At 61.8% G+C, this 19,122-nt stretch carries 11 protein-coding genes and 1 riboswitch; of the genes, 7 read left to right on the forward strand and 4 right to left on the reverse strand.

What is annotated here, in order from left to right; all coding sequences use genetic code 11:
* Positions 1–265: 265 nt before the first annotated feature.
* The 3 genes from O3675_RS00655 to O3675_RS00665 all read left to right on the forward strand — a co-directional run bounded on the left by O3675_RS00655 (position 266) and on the right by O3675_RS00665 (position 6,083).
* Positions 266–2,167: an ABC transporter transmembrane domain-containing protein gene (locus O3675_RS00655; RefSeq protein WP_303957207.1), complete on the forward strand. Its 1,902-nt coding sequence runs from the start codon at positions 266–268 to the stop codon at positions 2,165–2,167.
* A gap of 1 nt (position 2,168) precedes the next feature.
* Positions 2,169–3,917: an ABC transporter ATP-binding protein gene (locus O3675_RS00660; RefSeq protein WP_371570285.1), complete on the forward strand. Its 1,749-nt coding sequence runs from the start codon at positions 2,169–2,171 to the stop codon at positions 3,915–3,917.
* A 209-nt stretch (positions 3,918–4,126) separates the two neighbouring features.
* Positions 4,127–4,313, forward strand: a riboswitch (TPP riboswitch).
* Positions 4,302–6,083, forward strand: coding sequence for a bifunctional hydroxymethylpyrimidine kinase/phosphomethylpyrimidine kinase (locus O3675_RS00665; RefSeq protein ID WP_371570288.1), 1,782 nt, complete (start codon positions 4,302–4,304; stop codon positions 6,081–6,083). It overlaps the preceding riboswitch by 12 nt.
* Positions 6,084–6,618: 535 nt before the next feature.
* On the opposite strand, the gene O3675_RS00670 is transcribed toward O3675_RS00665, so the two are convergent.
* From O3675_RS00670 to O3675_RS00685, 4 genes are all read right to left on the reverse strand, one after another.
* Positions 6,619–7,473: a YoaK family protein gene (locus O3675_RS00670; RefSeq protein WP_371570291.1), complete on the reverse strand. Its 855-nt coding sequence runs from the start codon at positions 7,471–7,473 to the stop codon at positions 6,619–6,621.
* 114 nt (positions 7,474–7,587) lie between these two features.
* Positions 7,588–8,361, reverse strand: coding sequence for a slipin family protein (locus O3675_RS00675; protein ID WP_005509141.1), 774 nt, complete (start codon positions 8,359–8,361; stop codon positions 7,588–7,590).
* Between the two features lie 287 nt (positions 8,362–8,648).
* Positions 8,649–9,491 carry a transposase gene (locus O3675_RS00680; RefSeq protein WP_070629640.1) on the reverse strand — a complete coding sequence of 281 codons (843 nt, stop codon included), beginning with the start codon at positions 9,489–9,491 and terminating at the stop codon, positions 8,649–8,651.
* Between the two features lie 2 nt (positions 9,492–9,493).
* Positions 9,494–11,911, reverse strand: a complete 2,418-nt coding sequence (locus O3675_RS00685; protein ID WP_070676263.1) for a nitric-oxide reductase large subunit — start codon at positions 11,909–11,911, stop codon at positions 9,494–9,496.
* A gap of 594 nt (positions 11,912–12,505) precedes the next feature.
* Here O3675_RS00685 and O3675_RS00690 point away from each other — a divergent pair.
* The 4 genes from O3675_RS00690 (at position 12,506) to O3675_RS00705 (ending at position 19,095) form a co-directional block, all read left to right on the forward strand.
* Complete coding sequence (locus O3675_RS00690) at positions 12,506–13,186, forward strand: 1-acyl-sn-glycerol-3-phosphate acyltransferase (RefSeq protein WP_070543026.1); 681 nt, start codon at positions 12,506–12,508, stop codon at positions 13,184–13,186.
* Between the two features lie 194 nt (positions 13,187–13,380).
* A complete protein-coding gene (gene uvrC / locus O3675_RS00695) occupies positions 13,381–15,321 on the forward strand; it encodes an excinuclease ABC subunit UvrC (RefSeq protein WP_005506184.1) in 1,941 nt (646 codons plus the stop codon).
* Between the two features lie 153 nt (positions 15,322–15,474).
* Positions 15,475–16,680, forward strand: a complete 1,206-nt coding sequence (gene metK, locus O3675_RS00700) for a methionine adenosyltransferase (RefSeq protein ID WP_005506182.1) — start codon at positions 15,475–15,477, stop codon at positions 16,678–16,680.
* A 33-nt stretch (positions 16,681–16,713) separates the two neighbouring features.
* Positions 16,714–19,095, forward strand: coding sequence for a primosomal protein N' (locus tag O3675_RS00705; protein WP_371570296.1), 2,382 nt, complete (start codon positions 16,714–16,716; stop codon positions 19,093–19,095).
* Positions 19,096–19,122: the final 27 nt, after the last annotated feature.

The following is a 19,122-nucleotide window of genomic DNA, read 5'->3' on the forward strand; positions in this document are numbered from 1 at the left end:
TCCCCAAATTCGTGTAGTGTAGAACAAAGCACTAAAAGTGCAGTGGTGCAAAAACCTGGTGCTCAGAAGGTCGAAAACGTAGGCCTCCATGCCGCATAGATTACCGCGTAGATGCAGAATCCGCCGATTGATGTCGGTGCATATTGAGCGGCTGATGCACGCCCCAAAATACGTTGCATAAATAACGACACGCCCATCTATTGCATAAATAGTGTTGCGTGCCACATTGATAAAGGAATAGGGTAAGAGAAAGGAGAGACGTTGAATGACTGAATACAACGCTGACAAGGCACAAGAAAACGCCGCGCGTGAAGAAGCTACGCATGAAGAATCCATGCATAACAAAACCACGCAGGAAAAAGCCGCTCAGAAGAAAACTGTGCAGAAAAAAGCTGCACAGGAAGTAACCGGTAGCGAACAGCGCAAGGCAGAAGAGGAAGCCCTCAAAAAGCGCCTCGCCCTGCGAGTCACCGCCCCCGGATACAAATACCCCTGGCACCGCTGGGCAATCCCCGTCCTGGGTGAAACCACCGCGGGTACCGGCGCAATCCTGATTCCCGTCATGGTGGGCCAATTCATCAACCAGCACATCGCCGGCAAAGCCCCCGATGCCTGGCCCATGTTCTGGGTAGTAGTCGCAGCCATCACCTTCATCGTGATCAACGAGTTCTTCGGCTGGGGCACCTCCATGACCCTCAGCGCGGAACTTAGCCGCGACTGGCGCATCTACATCAACCGGCTCATGGGGCGCACCCGCGCTGGCGTAGACTCCGGCGAAGCGGTCACCGTCATGAACAAAGACGTACGCCGCATTACGGACGTCTACTTCTCGTTGCCGCTATTCGTCAACGCCATGATTATCGCGACCCTCGGTGCCGTGCAGCTCTGGCTCATTAACCCCGTCACCGCGATTGTCACCCTCATCGGCACGCTCATCGTGGTCGGCGTGATCGCCTGGTACTCGACCTTCCTCGAATCGAAGATTGGCGAATACCGCGAAAAGGACGGTGAAGCCTCCTCACGCGCCTCCGACATCGCCACCGGTCTGCGCACCATCGCCGGCCTCGGCGCCGAAGAACAGATGCGTGAACGCTACCACCGCGGCACCGACGAAGTCTTCGACAGCTACATGCGCTACGAAAAGACGCACCGCTGGATGTACCTCATCCGCGCGCTGCTCGGCGGCGCCGTGACCCTGCTCGGCATCGGCTTCGCCCTCACCGGCCACGTCGAAAACGGCCGCTGGGTCTCCGACACGCCCGCCGCGTCCCTGGTGACCGTCGCCTCCATTATCGCGATGATGGGCGGCCCCATCTGGATTACCCAGAACTTCCTCACCGCATGGCGATACGCCAAGATTGCGCTCGCCAAGGTTGCCCGCCTCGAAGGTCACGCGGGCGTACGCCAGGGCGTGCTGAAGAGCCCGCGCACCGACGAGGAAATGGCGCAGCTGGCACGCGCCGAACAGGCAGTCGAGGCTAGCACCCTCGAGGTGCCCGTACCCGTCGCCCCCGCCGGTGCCAGCAACCCGCGCATCGTGTACGTCAACCCGCGCGACTACAACCTCACCGCGCAAGACTACGCTGAGGCGCTTGCCCGCACCCTGCGACGCGGGGGAGAGGACCTCAAGGACGCAACCGGCCGCCGCGTGCTGCTGAGCGAACCCAACCCCATGATTTTCGCCGGAACCCTGCAGGAGCACCTGCGCCTGGGCACCGTTCCGAACCCCGATGAGGAGCTGGCACAGGCAAAGGATGAGGAACTGCTGAAGATTACCGACTCCCGCGAAATCGCCTACCGACTGGGCGGACGCAACCCCGAAGACTACTTCGCCGCCCGCATCACCAGCGAAGGCGCGAACCTCTCCGGCGGTCAGCGTCAGCGTCTGGCACTCGCCCGCGCACTCGCACAGGACGCGCAGGTGCTCATCCTGACCGAGCCGCTGAACTCCGTGGATGAACCCAGCCAGCGCTACATCTACGATGCGATGGAAACCCAGGTCGGTAGCGACCGCCTGCCCGTCGGCTACCCCGGCCTGCTACAGGATTTGGAGCAGGTCTACGTTGTCTCCACGACCGCGGAGACGACCCGCCGCATGGAACGCGACGGCTACCCCGTCGCTCAGGCAGAAACCCCCGCAACCACTCAGAATCAGGAGGTGAACTAGCATGGCAAAGCAGCTCCCCATCGAAAGCCCCGCCTACGTGGCACGCCGCATGTGGAACTACCTCGCAGCGCATAAGGGGCGAGCCCTCTACACCTTCGTCATCTACATGGTCAGCACCCTCATGGGTGCGGTGGTGCCCCTGCAGATTGGTGCCACCGTGGACGACGTGGTGGCGGGCAAGTTCTCCAGCTACCCGTGGCAGCCGATTCTGATTATCCTGGCGGCGTTCATCGTGCAGGCGATAACCCTCATGGTCTCCTCGTACAGTGCGGCGCGACTGGGTGCGCTCGTCACCCGTGACGCCAACCAGGACACCCTCGACGGCACCCTCGACCTGGACGCACGCACCGTGGAAGAAGCCGGCAGCGGTGACCTGCTCACCCGCGTGACCGACGACCTGTCCTCGGCGGCGAAGTCCGTCAGTGAGGACCTGCTCGGCGCGATTTACGTGCTGCTGTACTTCCTGATCTCCACCATCTCGCTAGCGGTGGTGAGCCCGGCAATGGGTCTGATTATGCTACCCATGATTGCCGGTCTTGCCCTCATCATGTCGAAGATGCTGCCGCTCATGGCGGCACGCAACCAGACCGCCCAGGAGCGCGTGAGCGACCTCAACAGCGTGCTGACCGAGAACATTCGCGGCACCTCCACGATCCGTGAGCTGGGCGTTCATACCGCCCGCGAAGACGCCTTCGCCGGTGAGAACAAGCGCCAGTTCGCCGCGCAGCTGGGCATGGTGCGCATCCGCCAGCTGTACTTCACCGTGGACGCTATCAACGCCTGGATCCCCACGATTCTGTGTATGCTCTGGGGTGCCGCCTGCGTGGCTCTCGGCTGGGCAAGCTGGGGCGCCGTGGCGACCGCCTCGGTCATGGTTTTCAGCCTGCGAGTCCTCGCCGACATGCTGAACCACCACGTCAGCAGCCTGCGCATCATGCTGGTGAACATGGGTCGTGTGTTCGGTGTGGTCTCCCTGGCGAAGAAGCAGCGTGAGGCGCGTGCACAGCACCGTGCCGAAGCGTTCGCCGCCGTATCTGATGAAGCCGTGAAGAACCCGGAGTACGCCATTGACTGCACCGACGTCTCCTACGGCTACTCGCCGGACGCCCTCGTTCTGGAAGGTATCAACCTGAAGATTCGCCGCGGTGAGGCACTTGCCCTGGTGGGTCGTTCCGGTTCGGGTAAGACCACCCTGGCTCGTCTGATTGGTGGTTCGCTGACCGCCCTGGAAGGCACCATCACCGTGATGGGCCGCCCGGTCGGTCACGGCGACTTCCCGACCGATGCCGCCGCCGATGGCCGCCCGCGCCTGCTGGTCTGCACCCAGGAAGCGCACGTCTTCTTCGGTACTCTCGCCGATAACTTTACGGTGGTCGTGCCGGATGCAACCGTCGAGCAGATGCGTGAGGCGCTGGACGCTATCGGTGCCCGCTGGTGGCGCGACCTGCCGCAGGGCATGGATACTGTCGTGAGCGGTGCGGATTCGCCTCTGACTCGCGACCAGATTCAGCAGCTGGCACTGGCACGTATTGTGCTTGCCGACCCGCACGCCGTGATTCTGGACGAATCCACCACCCAGCTGGAACTCGCGGACGCAACCGAGTCCCTGAGCGCCGTGCTGGCGAACCGTGCGGTGCTGATCATTTCGCACGATGCGCGTATCGCCTCGCTGGCTGACCGCGCGGTCCTGCTGCACGAGGGCAGGATCATTGCGGAGGGTTCACCGGCAGAGATTTTCGCCCTGACCTAAACCCGGAGGATAAGCCCGGCTGATAGTGCCCGGTACCGTGTGAAGCGGTGCCGGGCACTACGTGTTTAACGGGTGGTTTCCGCACAAGGGTGCGCTGAAATCAGTGGCGGGAGCACTCGCAAGAGTGCAAGACTCAAACGAAAATTTCGGAGAGATTCACTTGTCACCCGCAAAACTTTCAGTTACTAAGAATCATTGTGATAACCTGGCAGAGCGATATGGGGTGCCTTGAGACGACTGCGACCCGCTAACCCGCCCAACGAAGAGCTACGGCACAGCGAAGAGCTACGGCACAGTGGACGCACGAAACGACGTAAGAACACTCAAGGCTGAGAGAATCACCCATTGAACCTGCTCTAGTTCGAACTAGCGAAGGGATTATCGATGATGGCAGAGCAGCCTACCGCGCCCGCGTGCGCACCCACGACCCCCACCAGCCCTGTACCCGGCGCGAGCGCCTCCGGAACCTCCCGGGCACCCCAGACAGCTCAGGTACCTCAGGCAGCTCGGGTGCCGAGGGTTCTCTCCATTGCTGGAACCGACCCCTCCGGCGGTGCAGGTATTCAGGCGGACCTCAAGTCCATTGCCGCATCCGGCGGTTACGGCATGTGCGTGACCACCTCACTGGTCGCCCAGAACACCTGTGGGGTTCGTGAAGTATTCACCCCGCCCCTGGAGTTTTTGACCGCGCAGCTTGCCGCCGTTTTTGATGACGTCACGGTTGACGCCGTGAAAATCGGCATGCTCGGCGACGCGGACACGATCCGTACCGTCCGCACCTGGCTGAGCGAGCACCCCGTGCCCGTGGTCGTGCTCGACCCGGTCATGATTGCTTCAAGCGGTGACCGTCTGTTGCAGGCGGAAGCGGAGCAGGCGCTGCGCGACCTCGTGCCGCTCGTGAATGTGATTACCCCGAACATTCCGGAGCTCGCCGTGCTCTGTCAGAAGGAGCCCGCTCAGACTTTCGATGAGGCGCACGAGCAGGCGGCGAACCTTGCGGCGGCGACCGGAACCACCGTGATTGTGAAGGGCGGCCACCTGTGCGGTCAGGACGCCGGTAACACCGCGGTCTTCCCGGACGGCACCTGCGCCCACGTGCGCACCCCGCGCCTGGACAGCCGCAATACGCACGGCACCGGATGCTCCCTGTCCTCTTCGCTGGCAACCCGCCTGGGCGTGGAACTGCTCCAGCACACTGAAGCCGCAGAACACACTGAAGCCGCAGAGTACACCGCAGAGCAGGACGTTCTGACCAGCGAAGACACCCACCGCGCCCTGCAGTGGAGCACCCGCTGGCTCCACGAATCCATTGCCGCAGGTGCCGGTCTGCAGGTTGGCTCCGGTGAGGGCCACGGCCCGGTGGACCACGCCGCCCGTGCCCGCCGCCTGGAGGCTGCCGCCTCCGCATACCCGTGGCATCACCTGCTCGCCACCACCGACTCTGAGGGCAATACTCTGGACGGCACCAGCCCGGAACGTCTGCTGCCGGTCAGCCCCGTGCCCGCCGGTGAAGCCGTCGTAAAGCCCGCCGGTCCCTGGACCGCCGCCCTCTGGGCAGCCGGTGGCGAAACCTGGCACCAAATCCTGGACCTGCCCTTCGTGCGTGCCCTCGGTGACGGCACCCTCGACGAGGACCTGTTCGCCTTCTACCTAGATCAGGACGCCCTCTACCTGCGTGATTATTCGCGTGCGCTCGCGACTCTCTCGGCGCGTGCTGACACCGCTGAGGCGCAGGTGCACTGGGCCGCCGGTGCGCACGAGGCGATTGCCGCCGAATCGCAGCTACACGAGGGCTGGCTGGCGAACCGTGCGCGTCTGGGTGGGCCCTCACCGATTACGATGGGGTACACGAATTTCCTGCGTGCCACCGCCGCCGGTGATGATTACGTGGTCGGTGCCGCGGCGATCCTGCCCTGCTACTGGCTGTACGAAGAGGTGGGCGCTGTGCTCTCCTCGCAGAATCATGCGGACCACCCGTACGCGGAGTGGTTGAGCATGTACGGTGGCGAAGAGTTCGCCGCGGATGTGGCGCGTAGCCTCGCGGAGGTGGAGCGTGCGTTTGAGACGGCTTCACCGGCTCAGCGTGTGCGCGCGGCGCGGGCGTACCTGTCGGCGTGCGTGTACGAGCGTGAGTTCTTTGACCAGGCGCACCGAGCATTGCGTTAGTTTGCCGGGCGCTGCGCTAGACGACGTGCGCTGCGTGAGGGGTTGCACCGCAGCCAGCCCGCAGGTGCTTTAGGCGCCCGATTTTTGGGCTGAATACCGTCCCGGCATGGCGTGAGATGGGTGATTGATGCTTCACTCAAGCTACCGCTGGTTCGGGGGTTGTGCCGGTTATGCTTAAGGCGTCGGTGAAAACCGTTTGCGGTAGGATTCCGGCCCTCACCCAACTGGCTGATGTACCTGCCGCGCCCGCACCTCTACGGCGTGTAACCGACCAGTTTGGCCCGTCGCAACCACCTCATCCAACCCCCGCGGCGGGCCAAACGCCTTCCTTCTAGCGTTCGTGAAGAATGTTCGGCATAGAAATATCCCGTGCAGATACTCTCATCTGCACGGGATATTTCTATATGTCTAACCGTTACGAATCAGCCGCCGCGGCTAGTGCGTCAGGCTAATGCGTCAGGGAAGGGGAGCTGGTCTAGCTTTGAGTTGCCGGGTTTAGTTCTGACCTGCAGAACCTAGTTCTGATTTATTGAGCTTAGCTCTGAGCCTCAGCTTCGTTATCCGCATCTTCATTTTTCTCGGCCCGGAACCCCACCCAGAACGCTCCAGCTGCCAAACACCCGACAAACCACAGAGAGATACTACCTACCAGCTGATCTAGGAGAGCCATCACAATCACACCGGCGACAAATCCCCCGACCACCAGGGAGTAATCTAAAGCCGTCATCAGAGCACGTCTGCGGGTGCGGCGTCCTTCGTCCTCAGGCAGGGCGGGGGCGGTATCCGCTGACGGGTGACGAGCCTCAACACGCCTTCTAACAACACGCTCCCTCCGGGTGCTGCAAGCATTAGCTATAGCACGGGTATAGAGGGCGCCGGCCGTGTACCAGGCGCTTAACATTTTGCGCCAATTTCCGCTGGTCATAAACAGGGAAAACGGGTTCTCACCAATACGCGTGTCTGCAAGTGCATGAATGAGCATGCCAATAGTGAACGCTAACGCCCCCACCTGGACCCCGTGCTCGCTCACCCGGTGAATCAGAGGAGTCACAAAACAGACGAGGAGGAAGGGCACCAGAGTAAAAATACGCCAGTGTTTCAGGTGTGCCCTCTGCCCCAAAAGATCATGCAGAAGATGACCGCCCAGGTACCCCAGGCTAAAGAAAATCACTGAGAGCCAACGCAGGTGAATAGCGTGCTGCGAACTGTGACTCATATCAGCAATGAGAAGGATAAAATTACCGGTCTGCGTGGCAACCAAAGCTTTGTAATGAATATGAGAGAAAACATCTACCGCTCCACCCAGGGATGCTAAGAGAAGCGCCATAATCCGCCCGTAGCGGCGCGGAGTTGGAATCCTGGAAAGAAAAAGTGCAAAGCGGGCAGTCATCGTGGTCCTTGGTGGTGAAAAAAGATCCGGGCATACAAAAACCTCGAGCACCTATGGTACTCGAGGTTTTTGCGATAGGCACGTAGGTGCCTCAGAAGATGCAAGGTCTACAGTCTACTTGCTCTCGCCCTTGAGCGCACCCACGAGCGGACCAATCACGTCCATGGGCAGCGGGAAGACCACGGTCGAGTTCTGATCGGCACCCAGCTCCAGCAGGGTCTGCAGGTAACGCAGCTGCAGGGAGGCGGGGGACTGGCTCAGAATGTCGGATGCTTCCTTCAGCTCGCTGGAGGCCTCCAGCTCACCGCGTGCCGAAATGATCTTTGCGCGGCGCTCACGCTCAGCCTCAGCCTCGCGAGCCATGGCGCGCTGCATAGCCTCGGGAATCTCAACGTCCTTAATTTCGACGAGCTCCACCTGAATACCCCACGGCTCGGTGCGCGAACCGATGATGGAACGCAGGTCCTCGTTCAGGTCCTCGCGGTGTGCGAGCAGGGTGTCCAGGTCAACGCGGCCGAGCAGGGAACGCAGGGTGGTCTGCGCAATCTGGCTGGTGGCAATCGGGTAGTTCTCAACCTCAAGCACGGCGTTCTTGGCGTTGGTCACGCGGAAGAGGACCACGGCGTTCACGCGGGCGGGAACGTTGTCCTTGGTGATGACTTCCTGCGGGGGAATGGTCAGGGTGATAACACGCATATCAACGCGCTGCAGGGAATCAACGAGGGGGAAGACGACGTTCAGGCCGGGCTTCAGCTCCGAACGCAGGTGACCGAAGCGGAAAGAGACGCCACGCTCGTATTCGGGGATGACGCGGAACATACGAATCAGAATAAAAAGAACAATGACGGCAACTGGGATGAGGATAGTTGCCAAAGTGACGGGATCCATGGTTTTCCTTCACAAATATTGGGGGAGGACGGTATGTGTGCCCACCTGCCCGCGCCTCGTACGGTGCAGGTAGTAGGGGGTGCCCGGTAACCGGGCTGCGTGTGGGGGAGTTTAGGGAGGGGAATTTTCCGTCCCGGCGTACATCGCGGCGGTCGGTGCTTTAGCGGCACCCCGCATGGAAAACTCAAAAGAGGAACAAAAGAGAATTCCACACGGGGTAGCCGCCGAAGCTAACAGACGGGACCAGCCAGCCGGTCAGCCGCCGGAACGGAAAAACTTGTGCAGCGCTACTTCTTCGCCATCTGCTCTGCCAGCTTTTCAGCAGCCTCAACCTCAGCCAGGTTCTGCTCCTGCAGGACCTCGTTCGTGGTCTTGTGCAGTCGCTTAACCGAGGTGCCGGTGCCGCTCCATGCGGGGCGGTCCGGGTCGAGGGCAGAGGTACGAACCGGCAGGGTTGCCTCCGCAATCATCTGCTTGCGGGTCTGCTCGGTACGGCGCTTACGCTCATTCGACACGCCACCCCACTTCGCCGCGAAACGGTCCATCTTCACGTTCACCGATTCATCAGCGGTGGATGCGTGAATATGCTTCGGATCGTTCTCGAAGTTCGCGGGGGAACGCATGAGCTTCACAGCCAGCGGGTAGGTCAGCGACAGGCAGACCACCGCGGCGGCACCCTCCACCAGAAGCTCCAGCGGGGAGTGCCAGACGATGGCGGCACCAATCAGGATGACCACGCCCAGCAGCGAGACAGCAACCGCCAGCCCGCGGTGGAAACGACCCGACTCGGAGTAGGGCCATTCGTCCACTTCGCGGGTGAGCTCGCGGCCGTTCGCCGAGACGGTGCAGCTGTCCTTAATCGGGCAGGTGTTGCACACGCTGGGCTTGGCGCGGTAACGCATCACTCGGTTATCCGAGTCGAATGCGGTCGCCCACAGCCACTGGTCTTCGGGGCAGAGCCACGCGTCGCTCTCTTCGTGGTAGGTGAACCCGAAGGTTCGCGCCGCCACCATGCGCTGGCTGGTGCGCTTGGCGAGAATATCGAAGCCCCAACCCACGGCGACCAGGCCCAGCGCGTACACGCAGGCCAGCCACACGAGGAAAGAAACTCCAGCAATCTGCTCAGGCATGGTTAGCCTCGACGATCGCTACGGTAGGGGCTGGTCTGCTCGGGCAGCTCCTCGGCAGCCTTAGCGCCGGCGAACTCTGCGATGCGAGCGTCCTCAACCACCTCGTACAGCGGCGGTTCGGGCAGCTCCAGGACGGTTTCCTTAGCGTTCTTGGAGAAGATCTCCTTGATACCCAGCAGAGCCAGCTTAATCAGCGGGATAATGCCGACCAGGAAGATGACGTCACCGGGCATACGCATCCAACCCATCACGGCGGAAGCACCGTCGTGAATGAACGCGAAGGAACGAGCCTCGTAGTAGCCTTCACCCACGGACTTGTACAGCTGAGCAATACCCAGCGGCAGCAGCGAGATGAAGGACATCCACAGCAGACCAATGTTCAGGGTCCAGAAGGAGAACTTCAGACCCTTCTCAGGCCACTTGTCCTCAGGGAGCAGGTAGCGCAGACCAAACACCGCGAACGCGATCGCGAGCATACCGTACACACCCATCATGGATGCGTGTGCGTGGTTTGCGGTCAGTGCCGTACCAATCTCGAAGTAGGACACGATCGGCAGGTTAATCAGGAAGCCGAACACACCCGCGCCGAGGAAGTTCCAGAAGCCCACAGCAATCAGGAACATGACAGCCCAACGGTGCGGGAAAGGCTTGGTGCGGTTGGAGTACTGGCGAGCACCCAGCTGCATGAAGCCCCACGCCTCAACGGTCAGGAAGGTCAGCGGGATAACCTCAGCAGCCGAGAAGAACGCACCGAATGCCATCTGCTCGGAGGGGGTACCGACGAAGTAGGTGTGGTGCAGAGTACCGATCACACCACCGACGGAGTAGAGCACGGCGTCCATCATGATGATGGAGATCGCGATGCGCTCGCGGACCACGCCGAGCAGCACGAAGATGTACGCCACCATGACGGTGGTGAACAGTTCGAGGAAGTCCTCCACCCAGAGGTGAACCACCCAGAATCGCCAGAATTCGGCGACGGTCACGTGAGTACGCTGACCTGCGAGCAGGCCGACCGCGTAGAACATGGGGATGGCGAGGCCGGAGAAGAGGAACAGCCACGGCAGGGAGGTCTTCTTCGAGCCCTTCAGGCGAGCGGAGAGGGTACGCCAGACGATGACGATCCAGATGAACATACCCGCGGTGAGCAGGATCTGGAAGAATCGCGGCAGGTCCAGGAACTCCCACTGCTGCGAGAAGAAGCCGGTGAATTCCTTGGGGATGAGGCCCTTCTGAGAGAACCATTCGTTCAGCAGCGAGCCGAGGACCACGAAGACCACGGCGCCGATGAGAACGTAGGTGAGCAGACCCTGCTTCTTGGGTTCGCGGCGGGTAATCAGCGGGGCGATGAAGATACCGCCCGCCAGGAACGCGCCTGCGGTCCAGAAGAGGGAGAGCTGAAGGTGCCAGGTGCGAGATACCGTGTAGGGCAGCAACTGGCCCATGTCGATACCGAAGAATCCGGTGAGTTCTTCACGGTAGTGCTCGGTGAGCGCACCCACCAGAGCCTGCAGCAGGAACAGCACCAGGATCGTTGCGAAGAGCAGGCAGGCTGCCTTCTGCGAGGGGGTCAGGCGAACTTCGTCGGGCTGACGGAAGTCGAGGACGGGTGCCTCTTCCGCGTGCCAGCCGATAGCGCGGGACCAGCGGCCGTAGATAGCGAACATCAGACCGGTACCACCGATGAGGGCAATCAGGGAGAGTGCCGACCAGACCATCAGATCCGCGGTGGGCTTGTTGTCCACGTTGGGTTCGGAGGGCCAGTTGTTGGTGTAGGAGTAGGGCTGGTCGGGGCGGTCTGCCGCCGATGCCCACGCGGTCCAGCCGAAGAATGCGACGATGTCGTGCAGTTCTTCGTCGTTCTTAATGGCGTTGGGGAACAGGCCCTGCGAGGTGTCACCCTTCATCAGGGTTTCGCGGTAGTGCTTGAGCATGAGCTGGTAGCCCTTGGTCTCACCAGCGGACCAGGTGATGGTCTTAGTCTGCTCGTCGTACTTGTTCTCCTTGCGCCACTCGTTCTTGACGAGCTCGCGGGGGTCCTGCTTGCCCTGTTCACGGTACTCCTTGACGGCAGCATCGGTGGTCAGGCGCAGGTATTCTGCAGTGTAGTCGGGGCCGAGGTAAGCACCGTGACCCAGAACGGATCCGTACTGCTGCAGGCCGCGTCCCTGGAACAGTTCCTGACCGTGCAGAATCTGTTCTTGGGTTGCGATAGTTTTGCCGTCGTTGCCGACGATTTTGTCGGGGAGCGGCATGGAGAGTGCGTAGGTGCGCATTGCAAGGACTGCCATGATGGTGAAGCCCAGGAGCATCACAAACGCAACAGCCTGTACCCAGCCTTTTCCGGCATAGGCACCGACCGTGTCTGAGCGGCGGGCAATCTTTGCTGCCTGCGCACGCGAGACGGGTTTTGTAGCCATAGTGTATGTCTCCAGTGTGCGTGGAATTTGTAGGTGGAGTGGTCCCGACGCACATCCGCTGGAGGGGCGGCTCACTATGTTCAGGGTGAATCGTCCTTGAGGGAGGTGCGACAGCCCACCCTGCTCTCATTTTTGCATATTAAATGCGCATTTACGAAACTTTGCTGACGTAGCGTCATAATGTGACACGGCTATTTGGCGGGGAAATTGGCAATCATAAGGCGGAAAACCTGAAATATTACGTTGAGGTTGAACCCTTAGCTTCCGCGCTACCTCCCCGCCTGTAACGGGGGAGGAGGCGCCGGGGTGGAAGCTGTGCAGACTCCCTCAATCGGGGCACTCGCAGGAACTTGGGTGGGAGGCGCATCCCAGCATGTGGAAGGGGAGCGCGGCACCCCTCACGTGCCTACACTCGGGTGTGGAATAATAAAACCCAACGCTACTAAACACAGTACAAATTTTTTGCGGCATAGGTTACCGCAGTACAGATTTTGTGCTCTTTGGCGGCGTATATTCAGAAGGGGTCACTCGCCCCGCATCCACGGCGGACCGCCGCCACAGCCCGCAATCTATCGGCACCTCAGGAGAGTTCACGTGCTTCTCTACAAATCCACCCAGAAAGCAGTCACCGGAATCCTGCGCACCGTCTTCCGCGCCCGCGTGACCGGACTCGAAAACTTCCCCGCCAACGGCCCGGTGATTGTCGCCTCCAACCACCTGTCTTTCCTGGACTCCATCATTATTTCTGCCATGATGCCGCGCCGTGTGGCGTTCCTCGCCAAGGCTGAGTACGTGAACACCCCCGGCCCGCGCGGCAAGATGATGAAGGCATTCTTCGAAGCCGTGGACATCATTCCCGTGAACCGCTCCGACCGTTCCGAATCGCTCAAGGCACTCGACATTGCCCTGGAGAAGCTGCAGGAGGGTAAGGTCTTCGGCATTTACCCCGAGGGCACCCGCTCCCGCGACGGCTACCTGTACCGCGGCAAGATTGGTGTGGCGTGGCTGGCGCACATGACCGGCGCGCCCGTGGTTCCGGTTGGTCTGATTGGCACTGACCGCCTGCAGAAGCCCGGCTCGAACATGATTTACCCGCGCCGCTTTACGATTCGTGTGGGCAAGCCGCTCTACTTTGAGAAGACCGGTGAGAAGATGACCGGCAAGCAGCGCCGCGTCACCACCGACACGATCATGGATGAGATTGCTCAGCTGTCCGGTCAGGCGCGAAAGCACGAGTACAACGTTTCGCCCTCAGCCGCACGTGACGCAGGCTAGGGCACGCCCCGCCTATACCGCGTAGACTTAAACCGCGCATTCACGCACCGACCCCCGCGCATTGGGGGCCGGTGTAGGATGCGCGGTTTGTCGTATGCGCGAGCCTGGGATGACCCCGACAGCCCAGCAGAAAGCCCGCACCGACCCCCGTAGAGAAGCACCGTCAAGCCCAGTAGAGCGAGGAGAAAGTACCCATGGCAGAGCCTTCCAGCTACCGCCCCGCCCCCGGCGAAATCCCCACCGACCCGGGCGTTTATCGTTTCCGCGATGCTGACGGCCGCGTCATCTACGTGGGTAAGGCGAAGAACCTGCGCAACCGCCTCAACAGCTATTTTGCGTCCCCGCAGACGCTGAGCCCGAAGACCTACGCAATGGTGCATACGGCGGCGAGCGTGGAGTGGACCGTGGTGGCGAGCGAAATGGAATCGCTGCAACTCGAATACACCTGGATTAAGGAGTTTTCGCCGCGCTTCAACATTGCGTTCCGTGACGATAAGTCGTACCCGTACCTGGCGATTACCGTCAATGACGTGTACCCGCGCGCCATGGTCACCCGCGGCGAGCGCCGTAAGGGCGTGCGCTATTTTGGTCCGTATTCGCAGGCGTGGGCGATTCGTGAAACCCTGGATGCGCTGCTGCGCGTGTTCCCGGTGCGCACCTGCACGAACGGCGTGTTTAACCGCGCGAAGAATAGCGGCCGGCCCTGCCTGCTCGGCTATATCGATAAGTGCGCGGCGCCGTGCGTGGGCAAGATTAGCGCCGAGGAGCACCGCGAGTTGGCGCGCGGGCTGACCCGGTTTATGGGTGGTGGCGCTGAGAAGCATATCGCCCAGTTGACCGCGGAAATGAAAGCCGCCGCAGCTGATATGGACTTTGAGCGCGCCGCGATTCTTCGCGACGATATTGCCGCGCTGACTAAAGCGTTTGAGCGTAACGCCGTGGTGCTCGGCGCGACCGTGGACGCCGACCTGTTCGCCTACGCTGAGGACGACCTGGAGGCGTCCGTTCAGGTGTTCTTCGTGCGCGGCGGCAGGATCCGCGGCCAGCGCGGCTGGATTGTGGAGAAGGTCAACGACAGCACCGACGCGCAGCTCATCGAGCAGCTGATTGCGCAGGTGTACAGCGATATTGCGGCGAGCCTCGCTTCCCAGAAGGATGCCGAGAAGAGCCTGAACAGCTACGATATTCCGCGTTCCGTGCTCGTGCCGGTGGAGCCCGAGAATAAGGAGCAGCTGGCGTCCTGGCTGGCGGAGGTGCGCGGCGGGCCCGTGGAGATTAGCGTCCCGCAGCGCGGCGACAAGGCAGAACTCATGAAGACGGTCGCCGAGAACGCTCGCCAGTCGCTGACCCTGCACAAGAGCCGCCGTGCCGGCGATTTGACCACCCGTAGCGCATCCCTCGTGGAGCTGCAGGAGGCGCTGGAACTGCCCGACCCGCTGCTGCGCATCGAGTGCTACGACATTTCGCATGTGCAGGGCACGAACGTGGTTGCGTCCATGGTTGTCTTTGAGGACGGCATGCCCGCGAAGAACGCCTACCGCACCTACAGCATTACCGGCGACGCCGCGCGTGACGATACCGCCAGCATGTACGACGTCATTACGCGCCGCTTCAAGAGGCACCTGGCGCAGCAGGCTGAACGCGAAGCTGCGCCCGTGCACTCCGGTGAGATTGACGCCTCCACGCCCGAGCCTGCGAAGTTTGCCTACCCGCCGAACCTGGTGCTCGTGGACGGCGGCCCGCCGCAGGTGGCTGCCGCATCCGCCGCGCTGAGCGACCTGGGCATTACGGACGTGTACGTTGCCGGCATCGCTAAGCGCCTGGAGGAGCTGTGGCTACCGGACGACGACTACCCGGTCGTGCTGCCGCGCACCTCGCAGGCGCTGTACCTGGTGCAGCGCATCCGCGATGAGGCGCACCGTTTCGCTATCACCTTCCACCGTTCCAAGCGTGGTAAGGCGATGGTCGCCTCCGCCCTGGATGAGGTGCCCGGTCTGGGCGAGGTGAAGCGTTCCGCGCTGATTAAGCACTTCGGGTCGGTGGCTCAGATTAAGCAGGCGAGCGCCGAGGAGCTGACGGCGGTGCCGGGTATTGGTCCGGCGTTGGCTCAGAAGATTCTGGCGGCGCTGACCTAATCCTCTGGCTGGCGCTGGGTGAAGGCCCGCCCGGGGTGTGAACGTAGCACCCCGCCTCGTAATAGCGCTTAACAAACGTGTCATAATTGAAGGAAACCGTCATCATTACGAGCGCGCTATCTTCGCGCGCCCTCAACCAGTAGAGTGGAAACCGTGAGTAATAACCATCTGCGCCTATTCACCAGCGAGTCGGTGACTGAAGGCCACCCCGATAAGATTTGTGACCAGATTTCTGACGCCATCCTTGACGGCATCATCGCCCAGGATCCCGCAGCGAACGTTGCTGTGGAGACCATGGTGACCACCGGTCAGGTGCATGTTGCTGGTGAGGTGACTACCTCCAGCTACGTCGAAATCCCCTCCATCGTGCGCGAGACCATTCTGGGTATCGGCTACGATTCCTCTACCCGCGGCTTCGACGGCGAGTTCTGCGGCGTGTCCGTGTCCATTGGTGAGCAGTCCCCGGACATTAACGCCGGCGTGTACGAGTCCCTCGAGGTTCGTCAGGGCATTGCTGCTGACGAGTACGACCGCCAGGGCGCGGGCGACCAGGGCATCATGTTCGGTTACGCTTCGAACGAGACCAACGTGCTGATGCCCGCCCCGATTTGGCTGGCGCACCGCCTCTCTGAGCGTCTGACCAAGGTCCGTAAGGACGGCCTGCTGACCGAGCTGCGCCCCGACGGCAAGACCCAGGTCACCCTCGGCTACGACTCGAACAACGTGCCCGTTTCCGTGGACACCGTGGTTGTTTCGAGCCAGCACACCGCAAGCTACGACCTGGCTGACCTGCGTGCAGACATTGAGAAGCACGTTATCGCACCGGTTTTGGGCAGCGTTGAGCTGGATTCCTCCAACGCCAAGTTCATTGTGAACCCCGCTGGCCGCTTCGTTCAGGGTGGTCCCGTGGGTGACGCGGGCCTGACCGGCCGCAAGATTATTGTGGACACCTACGGCGGTTCGGCTCGTCACGGTGGTGGCGCGTTCTCCGGTAAGGACCCGTCGAAGGTGGACCGTTCCGCAGCGTACGCAATGCGTTGGGTTGCGAAGAACATTGTGGGTGCCGGTCTTGCCGACCGCGCCGAGGTTCAGGTTGCGTACGCTATCGGCCAGGCAGCGCCGGTCGGTCTGTACGTTGAAACCTTCGGCACCGAGAAGGTCGACCCGATCAAGATTGAGAAGGCTGTGCGTGAGGTCTTCGACCTGCGCCCGCTGGCAATCATTAACGAACTGGATCTGCGCCGCCCGATTTACAAGAAGACCGCAGCTCACGGCCACTTCGGCCGCACCGAGCCGGAATTCACCTGGGAGCGCCTGAACCGCGTGGATGCACTGCGTTCGGCAGTGTCCTCCTCCTAATATCTGTCAGGGTAGAGGAGCACGCTGATTCGGGTGACTCAGAGCAGTTCTGAATCGAACTCTTCGGCACCGTTGGGTGCTCAGCAGGAATCCCTGCAACAGCTTGACCTGTTGCAGGGATTTCCTGCTCTTCGTGATGCCCTGATTCCGGCCGCCCCGGAGCCGGTAAACGTTGCCGCCGAGTTGGAGGCGAGCGGCGTGCCGAACCCTGTGGCGCGTGTGCGCGTGGATAGCACCCTGCCGCAGGTGGACCGCACGTTTGATTACCGCGTGCCCGCTGAGCTGAGTGAGGATGCGGTGCCCGGCGCTCGTGTGCGCGTGCTGTTCAACGGCCACGAGCTGACCGGTTACATTGAGGAGCGCGCCGCCACGACTGATTGGACGCGCGCCTCGCTGCTGCCGCTCAAGTCGGTGCTGTCGCGTGTGCCCTCTGCAGCGCCCGAAATTTTTGCGCTTGCCGAGGCGCTTGCTGACCGCTACGCCTCCACGGTGGCGAACGTGCTGCGCCTGGCGGTGCCGCCGCGCATTGCCGCGCTGGATAAGAAGTACGCGCCCCTTCTGCCGGGTTATGAGTCGGCGTATTTGGGTGATTCTGCTCCGGTAAGCACTTCCGATACTCCCGAGAGCGCGGATCCGGAGCACGCGGAATCTGAGCCTTCTACCGCCGCCGCTGCCTCCAGCGCTACCGACCCGTACGCGTGGCTTGCCACCCCCGGCGGGCCCGCCCCCTTCGTGCTGGACCCGCCGGCGCTGAACCCGGACGCGCCGGATGCCGCCTCCGTCTTCTCCGATTACGAGAACGGCGCGGAGTTCATTGAAGATGTTGCCGCCGGTGCCGCGACCCGCGCCGTGATGACGGTTCTTCCCGGTCACCTGGAGCACACGTGGGCGGATGTTTTGGCGACCGCACTCGCGGCTGCTGCTGCCAGTGGTCGCGGCGCTATTGCGGTGGTTCCGACCGCTAAGAACCTGGATCTTCTGGAGGCGGCGCTCGCCGAGCGTCTGCCCGCTGACTCGTTTGTGCGTTTGAGTTCTGATTCCACTCCGCATACTCGCTATCACGGGTTTGTGAAGGCTCGCCTGGGGCAGGTTCCTGTGGTGATTGGTACCCGCGCGGCAGCCTACGCGCCGGTGGCGAACCTGGGCCTGGTGGTGTGCTGGGATGACGGCGATTCTTCGCTGGTGGAGCAGCGCGCCCCGTATTGTCATGCCCGTGATGTGTTGCTTCTGCGTGCTTCTGCTGAGAATACTGCGGCGCTGTTTGCCGGGTTCAGCATGAGTAGTGAGGCGGCGCGTCTGGTGCGTACCCGCTGGGCGTCTCATGTGCGTGCGCCGCGTGCGTTGGTGCGTGATTATTCGCCGCGTATTTTTTCGACAGGTTCGGAGTTTGAGTTGGCGCGTGACCCGTTGGCGGCGATGGCGCGTATTCCGCACCTGGCGTTTGAGCATGCTCGTCGGGCGTTGGCGCGTGGTCCTGTGTTGGTGCAGGTGGCGCGTAGCGGTTATATTCCGTCGTTTTCGTGCGAGCGTTGCCGCATGCCGGCGCGTTGTGGCGAGTGTAGTGGACCTTTGTCGGTGGCTTCGGGTTCGTCGGTTCCGTCGTGTTCGTGGTGCGGTCATTTGGCGCAGCAGTGGCGTTGTTCTGAGTGTGGTTTTACGCATTGGCGTTATTCGGCTGCGGGTGCGACTCGTACTGCTGAGGAGCTGGGTCGTGCGTTCCCGAACGTTCCGGTGATCTCTTCGGCGGGTGACCATGTGCGCGCGTCGGTTGGGCCTGAGCCTGCGCTGGTGGTGGCGACTCCGGGCGCTGAGCCGGTGGCTTTTGGCGGCTATGCGGCGGCGCTTCTTCTGGATGCCGATAAGATGCTTCGTTTTGATTCGTTGCGTGCTCCGGAGGCGGCGTTGCGTCGCTGGTTGAATGCGGCGGCATTGGTTCGTCCGGCGGCTCTTGAGGGTACGGTGGTGACGACTGCTTCGCCGTCGCCGGTGGAGCAGGCGCTGGTGCGTTGGGATCCGGCGTGGTTTGCTCGTCAGGAGCTGGAGGAGCGCGCTCAGACGGGTCTGCCTCCGGCGGTTCGTACGGCTGCGGTGACCGGTGCGGAGGCGGATGTTCGCGCCTTCATGGAGGAGTTCTTGGGTTCTTCTGCGCTACCGGAGCGGGTGCGTGAGCAGTTGCGTATTGTGGGTCCGGTTCCTCTGGATCAGGGGTATTTTGCCTGGTCGGAGTCTCTTGAGGAGGATTCTGAGGAGGCGCCGGTTCAGGGCGATTGGCGTACCCTGATGTTCTTCTCGTACGGCATTGCCCAGCAGGTGACCCGTGAGTTGCGTGCTACGCGTGCAACGATTGCGGCGTTGAAGAAGAACGTGGGGGAGCGCCCGGTTCAGATTCGCTGTGACGGCTTGGACGTGCTGTGATTTTCTAGTCGTGCTGTAGTGTTCTAG

Origin of the sequence: Rothia sp. 27098_8_27 (assembly GCF_041432805.1) — a bacterium.
GTDB classification, from domain to species: Bacteria; Actinomycetota; Actinomycetes; order Actinomycetales; family Micrococcaceae; genus Rothia; species Rothia mucilaginosa.

Excerpts from the sequence above, each read along its gene's own strand:
- O3675_RS00655 (WP_303957207.1), top strand. The coding sequence starts at position 266 with ATGACTGAATACAACGCTGACAAGGCACAAGAAAACGCCGCGCGTGAA.
- O3675_RS00660 (WP_371570285.1), top strand. The coding sequence starts at position 2,169 with ATGGCAAAGCAGCTCCCCATCGAAAGCCCCGCCTACGTGGCACGCCGC.
- O3675_RS00665 (WP_371570288.1), top strand. The coding sequence starts at position 4,302 with ATGATGGCAGAGCAGCCTACCGCGCCCGCGTGCGCACCCACGACCCCC.
- O3675_RS00670 (WP_371570291.1), bottom strand. The coding sequence starts at position 7,473 with ATGACTGCCCGCTTTGCACTTTTTCTTTCCAGGATTCCAACTCCGCGC.
- O3675_RS00675 (WP_005509141.1), bottom strand. The coding sequence starts at position 8,361 with ATGGATCCCGTCACTTTGGCAACTATCCTCATCCCAGTTGCCGTCATT.
- O3675_RS00680 (WP_070629640.1), bottom strand. The coding sequence starts at position 9,491 with ATGCCTGAGCAGATTGCTGGAGTTTCTTTCCTCGTGTGGCTGGCCTGC.
- O3675_RS00685 (WP_070676263.1), bottom strand. The coding sequence starts at position 11,911 with ATGGCTACAAAACCCGTCTCGCGTGCGCAGGCAGCAAAGATTGCCCGC.
- uvrC (WP_005506184.1), top strand. The coding sequence starts at position 13,381 with ATGGCAGAGCCTTCCAGCTACCGCCCCGCCCCCGGCGAAATCCCCACC.